The organism is Streptomyces sp. NPDC002643, from assembly GCF_053592555.1.
On record NZ_JBSFVY010000032.1, the window covers coordinates 21,439 to 36,114 of the forward strand.

At 68.3% G+C, this 14,676-nt stretch carries 11 protein-coding genes; 4 read left to right on the forward strand and 7 right to left on the reverse strand.

Annotated features, from left to right (window positions below):
* Nucleotides 1-26: 26 nt before the first annotated feature.
* The 6 genes from ACWD4G_RS35755 to ACWD4G_RS35780 form a co-directional block, all read right to left on the reverse strand.
* Complete coding sequence (locus ACWD4G_RS35755; protein WP_451301053.1) at nucleotides 27-1,325, reverse strand: TIGR02679 family protein; 1,299 nt, start codon at nucleotides 1,323-1,325, stop codon at nucleotides 27-29.
* Nucleotides 1,322-5,641 carry a TIGR02680 family protein gene (locus ACWD4G_RS35760; protein WP_451301055.1) on the reverse strand — a complete coding sequence of 1,440 codons (4,320 nt, stop codon included), beginning with the start codon at nucleotides 5,639-5,641 and terminating at the stop codon, nucleotides 1,322-1,324. The genes ACWD4G_RS35755 and ACWD4G_RS35760 overlap by 4 nt, the downstream gene beginning before the upstream one ends.
* Nucleotides 5,638-5,964, reverse strand: coding sequence for a DUF2398 family protein (locus ACWD4G_RS35765; RefSeq protein ID WP_451301057.1), 327 nt, complete (start codon nucleotides 5,962-5,964; stop codon nucleotides 5,638-5,640). Before ACWD4G_RS35765 ends, ACWD4G_RS35760 begins: the two co-directional genes overlap by 4 nt.
* Nucleotides 5,930-7,057 (reverse strand): DUF2398 family protein, encoded by a 1,128-nt coding sequence (locus tag ACWD4G_RS35770; protein ID WP_451301059.1) that lies wholly within the window; start codon nucleotides 7,055-7,057, stop codon nucleotides 5,930-5,932. Before ACWD4G_RS35770 ends, ACWD4G_RS35765 begins: the two co-directional genes overlap by 35 nt.
* Nucleotides 7,057-8,625 (reverse strand): TIGR02677 family protein, encoded by a 1,569-nt coding sequence (locus tag ACWD4G_RS35775; protein WP_451301061.1) that lies wholly within the window; start codon nucleotides 8,623-8,625, stop codon nucleotides 7,057-7,059. Before ACWD4G_RS35775 ends, ACWD4G_RS35770 begins: the two co-directional genes overlap by 1 nt.
* Before the next feature lie 239 nt (nucleotides 8,626-8,864).
* Nucleotides 8,865-9,137, reverse strand: coding sequence for a helix-turn-helix domain-containing protein (locus ACWD4G_RS35780; protein WP_451301063.1), 273 nt, complete (start codon nucleotides 9,135-9,137; stop codon nucleotides 8,865-8,867).
* A gap of 475 nt (nucleotides 9,138-9,612) precedes the next feature.
* Between ACWD4G_RS35780 and panD the strand changes: the two genes are divergently transcribed.
* The 3 genes from panD to ACWD4G_RS35795 are packed head-to-tail and all read left to right on the forward strand — an operon-like array spanning nucleotide 9,613 to nucleotide 11,094.
* Complete coding sequence (gene panD, locus ACWD4G_RS35785; RefSeq protein ID WP_451301065.1) at nucleotides 9,613-10,035, forward strand: aspartate 1-decarboxylase; 423 nt, start codon at nucleotides 9,613-9,615, stop codon at nucleotides 10,033-10,035.
* Complete coding sequence (locus tag ACWD4G_RS35790; RefSeq protein WP_451301067.1) at nucleotides 10,032-10,424, forward strand: GNAT family N-acetyltransferase; 393 nt, start codon at nucleotides 10,032-10,034, stop codon at nucleotides 10,422-10,424. Before panD ends, ACWD4G_RS35790 begins: the two co-directional genes overlap by 4 nt.
* Nucleotides 10,425-10,467: 43 nt before the next feature.
* Nucleotides 10,468-11,094, forward strand: coding sequence for an arylsulfatase (locus ACWD4G_RS35795; protein WP_451301069.1), 627 nt, complete (start codon nucleotides 10,468-10,470; stop codon nucleotides 11,092-11,094).
* Between the two features lie 432 nt (nucleotides 11,095-11,526).
* Here ACWD4G_RS35795 and gndA read toward each other — a convergent pair whose 3' ends face one another.
* Nucleotides 11,527-12,966, reverse strand: coding sequence for an NADP-dependent phosphogluconate dehydrogenase (gene gndA, locus ACWD4G_RS35800; RefSeq protein WP_451301071.1), 1,440 nt, complete (start codon nucleotides 12,964-12,966; stop codon nucleotides 11,527-11,529).
* Nucleotides 12,967-13,385: 419 nt separating this feature from the next.
* On the opposite strand from gndA, the gene ACWD4G_RS35805 reads away from it, so the two are divergent.
* Nucleotides 13,386-14,540, forward strand: coding sequence for a transglycosylase family protein (locus tag ACWD4G_RS35805; protein WP_451301073.1), 1,155 nt, complete (start codon nucleotides 13,386-13,388; stop codon nucleotides 14,538-14,540).
* Nucleotides 14,541-14,676 lie beyond the last annotated feature (136 nt).

Below are 14,676 nucleotides of genomic sequence, written 5' to 3' on the forward strand. Positions count from 1 at the left end.
GGGTCAGCTTCCGGCCCTGGGTGTTGTCAGGCTGTTCGTGAGGGCGTCGCTTGCCCATCGCCTCCTGCTCTGGTAGGGCCCTTCCAATCATCCAGCAGGACGTCACCGACGGCCTCTTCATAGACGGCGCGGTTCTCCCGCTTCATGGCCTCAGCGAGCCCTGGCTCCCAGAGAGTGTCCTGTGCCTTGCCGCTCAGGGGGACGTGATCGCTGTCGGCGCGAACCGCGCTGAGATAGTCCGCGGCGCTCATCCGCCAGGGTTCGGCCTGGTAGCGGGCGCGGAGCTGGTTGGTCATGTCGATGCCGGGCCAGTCGAAGTCCCCGTGATAGCGCAAGGTACCGCCAGCTTCGACGATCAGTCGCACCAGCCGGTGAAAGGCGGTAGAGGGACGACCCGCGGCGCAGATCAGCGGCGGACTGCCGACACCGAGCTCACCGGCGGCACGGCGGAGCACAGCCGGGTTCTCGCATACGTACACCGTTGGCAGGTTCACGGTGATCGGCAGGGTGATGAGCTGGTGGAGGGTGACGTGGAAGGGGGTGCCGTAGCGGGCGGCGTCGGTGAGCCACTGGCCCAGTCCCTGGCCGGTGGCGGGGAGGTTGAGGACGAGGACACGGCTGGCGAGGTCGTCGACGATGACGTCGAAGGCGTCCCACAGCTCGCGCCGGGCCTCGGCTCCTGGTTCGAGTGGGATTCCACGTGCCATGGCCAGGGCCCGCAGGACCAGGGTCGGTAGAGAGCCGCGGCCGGGGTTGAGGGCTTTGGTGTCTCCTGTGGTGGCGTCGGCCAAGGCGGGCAGCATGATCGGTGGAGAGTCGCCGGGCCGGTTGCAGAGGTATTCCAGGACCCGGACGGCCTGGCTGAAGAGACGGGTGTCCTTCTTATTGATCAGTGCGGTGATCGTGCCGTCGGATGCGAGGCCGCCCAGCCACTGCCGGTACCAGGAGTGCTCGGCGTGCAGCGGGCTGGCCTCGCCCTCAACGAGGATCGTCTGCCGGGCCTGGTCGAGCGCGGTCCGCTCATCGGCGCGAAAGCGCAGCCTGGGGCCGATCCCTTCGAGGACATCGCGGAGCGACATGCCCGTGACGTTACGGACGCTCTCCTCCAGGGCCGAGAGGGGCATGGTGATGCGGCGGACGTCGGCGGACCGGTACGTACCGGTGATGCCGATGATGGCGTTGCGCTCGGCCGTGGTCGGGTTGGCCAGGCCGATGGAGCCCTTGATCTCGCCGCTGTTGCGTTCGAGCGAGCGCCGGGCAGCGGCCAGGAGCCGCCGGAACTCGGGGGCCCGGTAGCGCTCGTATGCCTCTGCTGACCCGGTCATTCCGATTCCTCGGCATCGTCGTTCGTCGGCTCGTCATCGGGGATGTCCGCGAGCAGTCCTACTTGTGCGGGAATGTGCCGACGGGGCGTGAAGCCGAGGAGTTCGGCGGCCAGCTCGTCGGATCCGGGGTACTCGAGGTCATCGAGGATCTGTTCGCCGTCCCAGACCAGCAGCATGGCGGAGACGGTGTGGGATGCCTCGTCGTGCTTCATGTCGTAGTGCGAGATCTGCGGTACGTCTGGGTAGGTGATCCACAGGTCGTAACCCGTCATGAACAGGTCGAGGTCGAACTTGGCCGTGAGGGCGAGCAGGTCGGGGCGGTACTTCTCGTCGATGCCGGCGAATGCCTCGTCGAGGGCGATCAGCCGTGGGCAGGTGGGGTACGCGGAGCTGTACTGGGCGTGGGCGGCTGCGAAGAGCGGCAGGTGGATGGAGGCGGACTTCTCGCCGCCGGACATCACGCTGTGCTTGGCCTTGGTGAGCAGTTCTCCCTTTTTCCGCTCCTCTTCGCTCATGCCCGGCCGGAACAGACGGAGCTCGAACTTGCGCCAGGCGCGGTAGTCCAGGACTTCCGCGATCACTTGCTGGTAGCTCCTCTTCTTGTCGGCAGCGGCCTTGGCGCGGATCTGGCTGCGGAGGTGGGAGCGGAGTTCGGCCAGTCCGGCCGGGCCGAGACCGGAGGCGTCCTTGTCGAGCAGTTTGTTGACGGCCTGCTGGGAGTCGGTGAGTGCGTCGGAGACGACCCAGTTGATGCCCACCGTCGTGCCGGAGGACATCGGCTTGGAGCGGGTGTCGGCGTCCATGCTCCTGACCAGGTCGCGGGCAGCGACGGTGCGGTCGTGGATTTGTTCGGCCAGCCCCGTCAGGAGGCCGTCCTCCAGGACGGTCCGTTCCTTGTCTTCCAGCAGCACGCTCTGATCGGCGAGCTGTTCGGCCAGGCGGCGGGCGAAGTCCGCCACGGGAGCCGGTCCTTCGCTGTCGGTGACCCGGGCCAGGATGATGTCACCGGCCGGCTCCCATTCGAAGAGGTAGCCCTGATCGGACTCCAGCAGGGCTGCTTCCAGCGCGGTGATAGCAGTAGAGATCTTGGTTGTCACGGTCTTCAGGAGACTCGCGGTGATCGGCCGGCCTCGGGTCGCCTCGTCGAGCGCGTTGATCAGGGAGGCGACGGATGTGGGGACGACGTTTTGGGCGGCCTCCGTGCTGGTGAGGGAAGTGTTGGGCGAAGTGAGGCTGTCCATGAGGGCCTGGACTGCCTGCTCGGGGCTCGGCCACATGTCGTGCGGCAGCCAGACGGTCTCGGCGTTCGCTTCGAGGAGGCCGAGAAGGTCGGGCCGGGCATACGGCTCCAGCGTGAGCGTGGTGCGCATTTGCTCAGCCACGGCCGTGGCCAGCACTGTACGCCCGAACTCCAGGGCATGGTCAGCCTTCAGGAGCCGGTCTCGCTGATCTTCGGCGTCCTTCTTCGCACGGCCGTACGTCTGCTGTGCCGCGGCGAGCTGCTCCTCCGCGTCCGCGATCTGCTGCAGAATCTTCTGAAGTGGGGCTTCGAGCGTCGCTTCCCGGGTGTGTAGACGTTCCTCCTGAACGGCGAACTCATCCTTGCGCGCCTGTAGCGCCTCCGCCTGTTCTGCGCAGGACTCCGTGTGCGCTGCGATGATCCCTCTGCGGCCGGCGATGTCGCGCTCGGCGGCGTCGGCCTGCTCACGGCAGGTGGAGAGCGCCTTGCCGGCGTCGGCGAAGTCGCCGATGGCCTGGGCGAAGTTGTTCAGTTCCTCACGGACGGTGGGCAGCCGTGCGGCCGTGGCGGCCTGCCGAAGCTGCCGGTTCTTCTCATGGGCGCGCGCGATCGCCCCGTCGAGCCGTTTGCGGGTCTCGGTGAGGCGGCGGCGGGCGCCGGCGACCTTCTCCGCCACCACGGCCACCTCGCCTACCACATCGGTGATCGGCTGGGTGCGGGGGAGCTCGTTCCTGGCGCGGTCGAAGTCGTCGAATGCTTCTTGCGCGTACCGCTGCCGTTGTTCGATGTCGGCGAGCTGAGTCTCCAGGGCGGCGATGGATTCGTCGAGCAGGCGCAGCCGTTCGCGCCGACGAGCGGCTCGCGCGGTGGCCCCGATGTACTCCGGCTGGTCCTTGGGATGCGCGCCGATCTGGACGCCGAGGCAGAAGTGCGAGCCCGTCGTGACTGCGGGATGGAACAGCGCGTCGCCCGTTGCAGGAATGTCGTCCGTGATTGCGATGGATGCCAGGACCGCCTGGACGGCCGCGGCATCGACGGACTGCTGATCTTCGACGACCAGTACATCGGCCAGGGAGCGTCCGCTCGGACGCTGCGCAGGAGGCAGCGGGCGCAGATAGGCGTCGGCGACCTTGTCGTGCAGCGCCTGGTCGGTCAGTGCGGGGTCGGGGTGCAGCCAGGCGGTGAGCAGGCCGGCCGCATACAGGGCGCCCTCCACGGCGGCTGCGTGGTTGTCGGGGATGTGATCGGCGAACCGCACGAGCTGCCACAGCGGAGCGCCGGGCCGGTCAACGCGGCTGGCAGGGCGCAGGTCACTGGGTGGGGGCGCGTCGTCGGCCTCGGCGGCCACGGTGTCGCGCTCATCCTGCCTGCTGCGCAGAGCATCCGCAGCGTCCCTGTGCTCCCGCTTCAAGGTCTCGACGCGGGTCATGGCCATAGTGCGGCGCTGGTCGGTGAGGGAATGAAACACCTCCGGCAGTGGGGCCGCTTCTGGTTCCCCCACGGCGTCGATGGCCGCGCGCAGCGCGTCACCGTCGGTGGCAGCCAAGACCGCGATGCCGTCGCCGCTGCTCCAGCGGCTGATGAATTCGTCCAGCTCCTGACTGGCCGTGGTGCGGGCGGTCTCGAGCTGCTCGGCGGCTACTGCGGACTGCCGCTCGGCCTCGGTCAGCTCACCGCTGGCCGCGTCCCAGTGGTCCTGCTCGCGGTCCTGATCCTTCTTGGCATCCTCAAAAGCGCTGAGGTGGGCGAGTACGTCCTCCAGTTCGCTGCGCCGCGCGGCCACGCGACCGGCCACGTCTGCGTCCAGTTCGGCACCAAGATCCAGCGTGGCGTCGTCGTGCAGGATGCCGCAGCGGCGCGCGGCGTCCATCAGGTTGCGGGTGTGCCTGGAGGACGCTTTGCTGAGCTCGTCATGCCGCTGGACAGCGCGCTCCGCCTCCCCCTTGAGGGCCGCCAAGCTCTTCTGGGCCTGGTTGAGGTGGCGTTCGCTGTCGGCGATGCCCCGGCTTTCTGCGCGTACGCGCTCGCGCAGTTCTCTGAGCCCGTCCCGCTGCTTGATGGCGTCGTGGTTCTTGTACTCGGCCAGGCGGGCGCCGATTTCGTTGCACTGGCGTTCGGCGGTATCCCGTTCCTGCTGTGCGGAAGCCAGCTGCTGCTCCGAGGTGCGGCGGTCCTGCGCGGCTTCCTTGATCTTCTCGCACTGGGCGGCCGTGTCCTGGATGCGCCCGGTGACGTGGTCGACGCGGTCACGGGCATGGGCGCGCAGGTAAGTGGTGTATTCGCGAAGGAAGTTACGGACCGCGGTATCCGCCCCCGTCAAGGCATTGAGGAGCGCTTGGATCTCGGCGAGGTTCTCGAAGTCGCGGGCGGCCTGCAGGATGAGGTCATCGTCGACGGGGCGCAGGCCGGCGGTAAGGGTGTCGGACAGCTTGACCGGGTCAAGATCCTTGGCCAGCAGCGGGCGCCGCAGCTGGAGCAGAAGGCTGACCAGCTGGCTGTAGCGCTCACGGCCCAGCCCGAACAGCCGGTCATCGATCTTTTCCCGATACGCCTCCGCTGTATCGAAGATGGCCTTCTTGCCCAGCAGCGTCTCCAGGGCCTTCTCCCGCAGCGGGCGCGAGGCGCCGTCCAGAAGGCCGAAGTCGATGCCGACTCGGCCGTCGGTGACGAAGAAGAAGCGGGCGGGCGTGGACATCGCCTTGGTCACCCGCATGCCGATCCCCACGGTGACGGCTTCGAGGACCTCCCCGTCCGGGTCGGTGCGGGCAAATTCCATCCACACATAGCCGTAGGCGGACTCCTGCCCCTTGTAGAGCAGGTTCGACTTCATGGTCCGCTCCTCGCCGCTGAACGGATCAAGACGCCTTGCGTCGAGGACACCGTCCAGCACGAGGGGGAACAGCACTTCGAGGGCCTTGGTCTTGCCGGAGCCGTTGTGCCCCCGCAGGACCAGTCGGCCAGCGGCGAAGACGAACTCCTCGTCGGTGTAGTCCCAAAGGCCGATCACCCCGGCCCGGGTGGGCTTGAAGCGAACCTCCGACTCGTCAGCGGTGCGGGAGTGAGGGATGAGAGTCATCGAGAGGTGTCCTCAAGGGGGAAGTCGAGAGCGAACTGGCCGTGCGCGGGGCGCGGCAAGACGGCGGTGATGTTGCGGTAGCGGCCGGCCGCGGGCCGGACCAGGATCCCGCCGGGGACGATGTGGACCAGGCGTAGATCGGCCAGGAGCGCGACCGCCTCTGCCAACAGGCCGCCGGGGTCGGCCTGCCACTTGTTGGTGAAGGAGGAGGGGCCGAACTCTTCGTAGAGCTCGTTGATCATCTGCTCCAACGTGCCGTGTTCCACGAAAGGCAGGCCCGTCTGCCCTTCATGCACCGGCACGTCCGGATCGGCCTCGTCCACGTGCCAACCAGCGTCCGCATGCGGGTCCTGCGCCAAGGCTGCGAGCGTGCCGGCCTGCGGCAGGGCCATGTCGATGCGGCTCAGCAGGTCCGCTTGTTCCTCCCCTGGTCCGGGGGGGCAGGAGGTACTGAAGACTGGCGGCCCGGTCCGGGTCTTCCCGCAAGTCCGCGATCTTTGCGAGCATCAGCCCTGCCGTGCGGTTGACCGCCCCGCCGCGGCCGGGGAATCGCTTGTCAGTGAAGTGCCCTGTGGTGTCGACGAGCATGATCCCCTCGGCGCGGCGCTCGACCGGCAATCCGGTCAGCCGTGCGATGTCCTCCGCCAGGGTGGGCTGGCGCAGCGCTATGGCCGTCTCCGCGTCGGTGTCGCTGAAATAGACCACCGGGTACTCGATCAGCAGTCGGCGAGCTCGCTGGGCAGCAAACCGCCGACGAGGGTCCCGTCCGGTGCCGACGGTCGGGGTGTCCAGCAGGCCGGCAGCGCTGACCAGGTGCTGCAGCGGCTTGTTCGGCCTGAAAAGCGCCGCGCAGGTGTCGTGGTCGATATCGAACAGCGCATCGCCGCGGTCGTGGTCACGGGCCCAGTCCTCCATGGAGCCATCGGAGATCCGCAGCGCACCCCGGTCGACAAGCCAGTCCATCACATCCACGACTGCGTCCTTGTGGCCCGGCGCGGTCGCATCGAAGCCCAGGTGCTCGATCGCGTTGGCGGACGGTGTGAGCAGCTTGACGAGATCGGCGAGGTTGATCTCGATGCGTGACCGGTGCAAGCAGGCCAGGATCAGGCACAGGTAGGCCAGTCGCCGCCGGTCGAAGGGCCTCTTGCTCTTCACCGTGAGGAACGCCTGGCTGGCATCGAAAGCATCCAGCCGCCGCAGCAGCCGTGCGTGACGGGCGCTTGTCTGTAAGGAGTATCCGAACAAGTCACGGAAGTCCTTGGCCAGTTCGTCTGACCACTGCAGCACCAGAGCCAGGGCCTTGGCTCGGGGATAACTCTCGGTGACAACGCCGTGCAACAGCATGAGCCGGGCAGCTTGCTGGTACGAGCCGAGGTCCGCAGGCTCCACCGAAGCGGCGACGCGATGGGCAGGCATCAGGGCTTCTCCGTTCGGCGCCGGCGCATCGCACCGTGAGGCTTGATCTCCAGGGCGAAGCCGGGCAGGTGCAGTGTGCCGGTCTCGGTCCGCAGCTGGCTGCCGCGCTCGTTCGGGACCAGACGCAGCGTCAGCACGTCGCTGCTGCCGGTCCCCGAACGCAGTCGTCCCGCGACGACGGTTCGTGCCTGGAGGGCACGGGTCAGCAGCTTGAGCACGGCTCGGGTCTCTGCCTTGTTCAGTACCCGGTCGTGGGGACCGTGGTCCAGGAGATCCGTGGCGGCCTCCCGGTCCGCGGCCCGATCCGCCAGCTGCTGCTCTCGCAGCCGGGCGTGCGCGCCACGAGGCGTCCGGATTGGCTGCGGCCCGCCCGGCGCAGGCCGCTTGCCATGCCGGAACAGGCTGATGCTGATCTCCACACCGGGCGCATCCCACCACGTCGCTCGTGGCGAAATCTGGTCATCGTCGTCGTGGGCACCCGACAGATGCCGCACCGAACGCAGGTCGAAAGCGGCGGACACCAGCGCGTTCGCCGCCTGCTCGTCCGGCGCAGCCGCCGCCCAGGCAGCCAGATGCCGCAGCTGGGTGGTCCGGCTCACCCCTCCTCGGCGTGACTCCGTCACCTGCCGCAGCAGGGCAATGACCCCTGAGATGGCCGTGCGAGTGGAGCCTTGCAGCTGAGCGGCCTTCGTCTCCCCAGAGCCGTCGGCCAAGAACCACTGGCGCAGCCCCATCCACCGCCGCCGCCAGTCCTCAAGCCGCACGGTCGGCCGCATCATCGGCCGTTCATCCACCGCGGCGGCCCGCTCCAACAGCGTCTCCACCCCGCTGTCTTCCACCTCGTACACAGCCTCGGCCAGCCGGGGCGCGTAGCGCTCTAGCTCTGCCGTGAACTCACTCATGTGCGCCAGCAGCGCGTGCTTGTACCGCAGGAACGTCTCCGGGGAGACGTCCGTCGTACGCGCTACATCGTTGAGGGTTAGGTAGAAGCGTGCCGCTCGCTGCGTCATGTCCTCCAGCACGTTGTCGAGCCGGGCGAGCTTGCGATACACCTCGTCCTGGTCGCCCTCCCGGTTCGCACTCGCCAGCGCCTTGAAGTCCGCCAGGATGTCGGCAAACACCAGCCGCGACAGGTTCGCGTCCTGTACCCGGGATCCGATGACCTCTTCCACCGCGCAGTAGACGCGGTAGCCGATCTCCGTGAACTGGTAGACCGACTGCCTGTTCCGGTACGCGGCCAGATTGCCGCAACGCAACGGGTCTTCCACCCGGTAGAGAACCTGCTCATTGTCCGAGGAGAGGTTGTCGAGCATGCCCCGCAGGTTCAAGTCCGCGGCGGACGCCACCTCGTCGTGCGCTATCGCGAGCTCGTTCAGTGCGTTCGCCACGTCGTCGGGGTGGACCTGCAGCTGGTGAACGGCCCGGAGCACGTTCATCGCCCGCAGCACCCACAGATATGCCAAAGGATCATCACGCTGCGTGAAATTGAACAGTCGCAGGCGGTCACCCACGGTTAATGAATCAAGATCGAATGACTCGGATACGCCTGAGCCATCGCGCTGAAACACCTATGCCGCCCCTCGTCTCGCCACGCATTGCGCATACCCTGACAGACGCCACTGACAATCGACCTGGGGTCGGGGCAGAGAGGCTGATTCCGCCCTCTTCAGCGCGCTCTCGGCAGTGGACGCCTGTACGCACATTCCGTGAAGTCGGATCCTGGCTGGCTCTCGCGTGACGCCGTCCTCTCCGGAGCCTTGGGCGGCGACTGGCCCACTGCCTGTTGCTTGAGGGTCGTGGCGCGGATCTAGTGGATCCTTTGCTGCTCCAACCACTTGAGGACGTCGGTCTTCTTGTAGAGAACCTTGGCATTCCTGCCACGGCCCAGTTTGTAACCCTTCAGCCCAAGCTTCGAAGCCTCTCGGTAGACCCAGCTGGTGGACATGCTGAGCAGCCTTGCAACCTCGGACGTGTCAATGAGGACAGGCTCCACTCGGCGGCGATCGGTCTGCGGAATGGATCGGAGGGAGACTTCGTCGGCAGTGTTGGGTGGCTTCAAGATCGGCTTGCTCCTCGCCATCGGCCGGAAGCTCAATTGGGACTTCGGCTCGACATTGGTTTCTTGTGGGTGGGTGGCGCCCGCCGCGTGCCACCGCCAAGCGTCACTGCGAGGGCGAAACAATAATCAGAGGAAACGCCGGTTTGGCTAACCGGCGATGTGCGGCTATGTTGCGCGCCGCCGGATCAGATGACGGATCTTGTTCGACCTGATGGCCGGGTGGTCGAGCCCTGCTGTGGTGAGCGTCACGAGAGTCTTCGGGAGCCGTTGCGTACGCTGATCGCGGCCGTTCGTGAGGGGTACCCCGGGGGAGTGAGGGCGGCCCCGAGTGCTCCTCCCGGCGTCTGATGCATCGTCAGGAAAGTCAGCATTCGGTCAGCATGAGTCCTGAAAAACCTAGGGAAAGCTGCCCGAACATGCGACTCGTTGTAGGGTGTGGAAACAGCCCTTGACCTGCAAAAATGCAGGCAGGGAGCCTACTTGTGGGAGTGCCCCGATGTTGCGTACCATGTTCAAGTCCAAGATCCATCGCGCCACCGTCACCCAGGCCGATCTGCACTACGTGGGATCGGTGACCATCGACGCGGATCTCCTCGACGCCGCCGATCTCCTGCCCGGCGAACTCGTCCACATCGTCGACATCACCAACGGCGCCCGTCTGGAGACGTACGTCATCGAGGGCGAGCGCGGCTCGGGAGTCATCGGTATCAACGGTGCCGCCGCCCACCTCGTCCATCCCGGGGATCTGGTGATCATCATCAGCTACGCTCAGGTCTCCGACGCCGAGGCCCGCACCCTGGAGCCCAGGGTCGTCCACGTGGACCGCGACAACCGCGTCGTGGCCCTGGGCGCGGACCCGTCCGAGCCGGTACCGGGCTCCGACCAGCGGCGCAGCCCGATGACGAGGAGCGCCTCATGAGCGATGTGGAGATCCGCGACGACAGGGCGGACGGCCGCCTGGAGGCCTTCATCGGAGGCGGTGACGGTGGCGGAGGCGGTGATGGTGGCGGAGGCAGCAGCGCAGGCGAACTGGCGGGCCACATCCAGTACTTCGTCCTCGAAGCCCCGGAACGCGCACTCGTCCCGGTCCACACCATCGTCGAGCCCGCACACGAGGGGAAGGGCGTGGCGGGCTCCCTCACCCGGGAGCTGTACGGCATGGCGGCACGCGAGGGCATCGCCGTAGCGCCCCTGTGCCCGTACGTCGTGAAGTGGGCCGAGCGGCACCCGGAGGAGGCCCCGGCCGTGGCCCCGGAGCTGCTGCGGGCCGCGAAGGGCTGGCTGATCGCCCACCCCGACGGCTTCTGAGGACCCCGACGCCCGCCACCCCGAACAACTCCTCAGGAGCCCGATGCTCGCCCTGCTGCACACCTCCCCCCTCCACATCCCGGTCTTCGAGGCACTCCGCGACGAACACCACCAGGGTCTGGAGCTGCGCCACTTCGTCGCCGAGGACCTGCTGACGCGTGCCGGGACCGACGGCCCCGACTCGGTCACCGACGATGTGCGGGCGCTGCTGGACCGGGCGGTCGCGGAAGGCGCCACCACCATCCTGTGCACCTGCTCGTCCATCGGCGGTGTCGCCGAGGCGGCCGACCCCGGGGTGCCCGTGCTCCGGGTCGACCGCCCGATGGCGGCGGCCGCCGTGGCCACCGGCCCCCGCATCGTCGTCCTGGCCACGGTCCACAGCACCCTGGCCCCGACGGTCGCCCTGATCGAGGAGGAGGCCACGGGCCCGGTGGAGATCCGCACGGTCCTCCTCGACGAGGCATGGCCCCTCTTCCGGGCGGGCGACACCGAGGGCTACGCCCGAGCGGTGGCCACAGCCGTCGACGCGATCACCGACGCCGACGCCATCGTCCTGGCCCAGGCGTCCCTGACCCCCGCCCAGCGGCTGACCACGACCGCGATCCCGGTCCTGTCCAGCCCCCGCCCGGGTCTCGCCGCCGCGGCGGAGGTGGCACGCGCGACCGGGTGAGTAGGAGTGCGCCCACCGGGTACCCGTGACACAAGTCCATGGCCGATGTCGTACTGGCTGGAGGACGTCATGACACACCCGGACCCGGACCCAGTGAAGCCAGGCCCCACCCCCGGCCCGGGCCCCGACCGCCCGGAGCCTTTCCCCACCCCACCCCCGAACCCCGTCCCGGAACCGGACCCCATCCCCAAACCCCCGGGCCCGGACCCGGTCCCCGGAGAACCGACACCAGGGCCGCTGACGTAAGGCGGGGAGTGCTGTTCCCGTAGGAGATGGAAGGCAGACAAACAGCGGCCCGGCGTGACTTTCCCACGCCGGGCCGCATCAACTTACCTTTAGGGGCGCGGGGCTGTATTGATTGCGGCTCCGCCGCGTGGGCGCGACCAGCCACAACGATCCCGCAGCCGCCAACGATCCCGCACCCCCTCCCCCCTAGGCGCCGACCTCAGACCGATCCCCACCCCACAACGTGTGGAACGACCCCTCCCGGTCAACCCTCCGATACGTGTGCGCCCCAAAGAAGTCCCGCTGCCCCTGCGTAAGCGCCGCAGGCAACCTCTCCGCCCGCAACGCGTCGTAGTACGCGAGCGCCGCCGAGAACCCGGGCGTGGCCACCCCCTGACGCGTCGCGGCCACGATCACCTCACGCCAGTCGTCCTGCGCCGCCGCGATCTCCTGGGCGAACCCCTCGTCGGAGAGCAGGCTCGGCAGATCGGGCCGGGCATCGTACGCGGCGCGAATCCGGTCCAGGAAGGCCGCCCGGATGATGCAGCCACCCCGCCAGATCGAGGCGACCTTGCCGAGGTCGATGTCCCAGTCGTACTCACCGCGCGCGGCGTCGATCTCGTGGAAGCCCTGCGTGTACGACACGATCTTGGACGCGTACAGCGCCTGCTCGACCCGGTCGGCGAAGGCGCCGGCCTCGGCGGCGCTCAGCGGCGTCGGCTTCGGCCCGGCCAGCGCACGCGACGCGTCCCGAAGGGCGGCGTGCCCGGACAGCGACCGCGCGAAGACGGCCTCGGCGATACCGGACACCGGCACCCCCAGGTCGAGCGCGATCTGCACGGTCCAGCGGCCGGTGCCCTTCTGCTCGGCCTGGTCGACGACCACGTCCACGAACGGCTTCCCGGTGGCGGCGTCCACGTGCGCGAGCACCTCGGCGGTGATCTCGATCAGATAGGAGTCGAGCCGCCCGGTGTTCCAGGTGCGGAAGATCTCCGCGATCTGCGCGGGGGAGTACCCGGCGACATCGCGCAGCAGCTGGTACGCCTCACCGATCAGCTGCATGTCGGCGTACTCGATGCCGTTGTGGACCATCTTCACGAAGTGCCCGGCACCGTCGGGACCGACGTGCGTCACACACGGCGCCCCGTCGGCGGCCTTCGCGGAGATCTTCTCCAGCATCGGACCGAGGGAGTCGTACGACTCGGCGGGGCCGCCCGGCATGATGCTCGGGCCGTTGAGCGCGCCCTCCTCACCGCCGGAGATACCGGCGCCGACGAAGAGGATGCCCTGCTCACGCAGTGCGGCCTCACGGCGGCGGGTGTCGGCGAAGTGCGCGTTGCCACCGTCGATGATCATGTCGCCGGGCTCCAGGAGCGGGGCGAACTCCTCGATCACCGCGTCCGTGGGGCCGCCCGCCTTCACCATGACGACCAGACGCCGGGGCCGCTCCAGAGCCTGGACGAACTCCTTGGCGGTCTCGGCCGCGATGAAGTCGCCCTCGTGTCCGTGCTCCTGGACCAGCGCGTGCGTCTTGGCCGGGGTGCGGTTGTGGACGGCGACGGTGTAGCCGTTGCGCGCGAAGTTGCGGGCGAGATTGCTCCCCATGACCGCGAGGCCGGTGACGCCGATCTGCGCTGAAGTGCTCATACGGTGTGGCTCCTATGAATCCTGATATCGGTGGTGCCGTTCCTGCACGCCAGTATTGTCCTTCCGGTCATCCTGACGTGCACCGGCCCCGACCGCGCTGCGCGGCCTGCCGTGCTTGAGTACGCGGGAAGAGGCCCACGTGCCTCAAATGAACACCCACCTGCCTCTGAACCCCACCCGCCCCGCCGGGCCCGCCACCTGCCGCGACGGAAGGTCCACCCGTCCCCCATGGGGCGCGTCCTCGTGCCCTTTGTGCGCCGCCCTTGATGACTCGCGCGCCGGACAGGGGAACTTACGCGCCGGATCAGGACGATTACCCGCCACCAGCGGGACTGGAGCGGCTGAATTGCCGTCTTGTCATGGCCGGTTCGCGGCGCTTACTTTTGCGACTTCATGGCATATGCGAGGGGGGCTTCTCGATGGCCGTACGCGGCCGGCACCGCCGGTACCAGCCGAACAGGATCAACCGCGCCTCACTCACCGTCACCGCGGGCGGCGCCGGAATGGCGCTCCCGCTGATCGCCACCGGAACCGCGGAGGCGGCCGACGTCGACACCTGGGACAAGGTCGCGGCCTGCGAGTCCACCAACGACTGGAACATCAACACGGGGAACGGCTACTACGGCGGTCTCCAGTTCACCCAGTCCACCTGGGAGGCGTACGGCGGTACCGCCTACGCCGCGCGCGCCGACCTGGCCACCAAGGACCAGCAGATCGCGATCGCCGAGAAGGTCCTCGACGGACAGGGCCCGGGCGCCTGGCCGGTGTGCTCGAACCGCGCCGGGCTCACCCGGGGCGGCGACAGCCCCGACATCGACCCCGGTGGCCGTGGCTCGACCCGCACGATCGAGGACGTCACACCGGAGAGGACGCCCCAGTCACAGGCGGGCAAGGTCGAGATGTACACCGTCGTCCGCGGTGACACGCTCTCCGAGATCGCGGACTCCCAGGACGTCAAGGGCGGTTGGCGCGGGATCTACCAGGCCAACCGCAAGACCATAGGGGCCGACCCCGACCTGATCAGGCCCGGGCAGAAGCTGAGTCTGCGCGCGCCGAAGGGCGGCTCGGACGTATCCGACGACAAGCAGAAGCAAAAGCAGAAACAGAAGGAGAAGCAGAAGAAGGAGCGGAAGGAGCAGCAGCCCGACAGGGAGCAGCCGTCGTCCACCGTCTCCTTCGTCGCCCCCGTCAACGCCTCCCAGGGCACGCCCTACCGGGCCTCCGGGTCCTCCTGGTCGAAGGGCTACCACACGGGCGTCGACTTCCCCGTGCCGACCGGCAGCGCCGTGAAGTCCGTCGCCTCGGGGCAGGTCGTCACGGCCGGCTGGGGCGGCTCCTTCGGCTATCAGGTGGTGATCCGGCACTCCGACGGCCGCTACACCCAGTACGCCCATCTGTCGGCGATCTCCGTGAAGGACGGCCAGCACGTCGGCGCCGGCCAGCGCATCGGCCGCTCGGGGAACACCGGCAACAGCACGGGCCCGCACCTGCACTTCGAGGTGCGGACCGGGCCCGACTTCGGCAGCGACGTCGACCCGATCGCCTATCTGCGGGCACGAGGCGTACGGATCTGACGCGCGGCGCGCGGCACGTGGCGCGCACGTAGGGCGTGTTTCGAAAGTCCCGCCTGCCCCGCGACGCCTGGCACGCCCTGGGCGGCCCGTCACGCGGGACGTGTACGTGCGGGGCCGTACGTCCGATACACGGCGG

Coding starts and splice junctions, on each gene's coding strand:
- ACWD4G_RS35755 (WP_451301053.1), bottom strand. CDS start 1,325: ATGACCGGGTCAGCAGAGGCATACGAGCGCTACCGGGCCCCCGAGTTC.
- ACWD4G_RS35760 (WP_451301055.1), bottom strand. CDS start 5,641: ATGACTCTCATCCCTCACTCCCGCACCGCTGACGAGTCGGAGGTTCGC.
- ACWD4G_RS35770 (WP_451301059.1), bottom strand. CDS start 7,057: ATGCCTGCCCATCGCGTCGCCGCTTCGGTGGAGCCTGCGGACCTCGGC.
- ACWD4G_RS35780 (WP_451301063.1), bottom strand. CDS start 9,137: ATGGCGAGGAGCAAGCCGATCTTGAAGCCACCCAACACTGCCGACGAA.
- panD (WP_451301065.1), top strand. CDS start 9,613: ATGTTGCGTACCATGTTCAAGTCCAAGATCCATCGCGCCACCGTCACC.
- ACWD4G_RS35790 (WP_451301067.1), top strand. CDS start 10,032: ATGAGCGATGTGGAGATCCGCGACGACAGGGCGGACGGCCGCCTGGAG.
- ACWD4G_RS35795 (WP_451301069.1), top strand. CDS start 10,468: ATGCTCGCCCTGCTGCACACCTCCCCCCTCCACATCCCGGTCTTCGAG.
- gndA (WP_451301071.1), bottom strand. CDS start 12,966: ATGAGCACTTCAGCGCAGATCGGCGTCACCGGCCTCGCGGTCATGGGG.
- ACWD4G_RS35805 (WP_451301073.1), top strand. CDS start 13,386: ATGGCCGTACGCGGCCGGCACCGCCGGTACCAGCCGAACAGGATCAAC.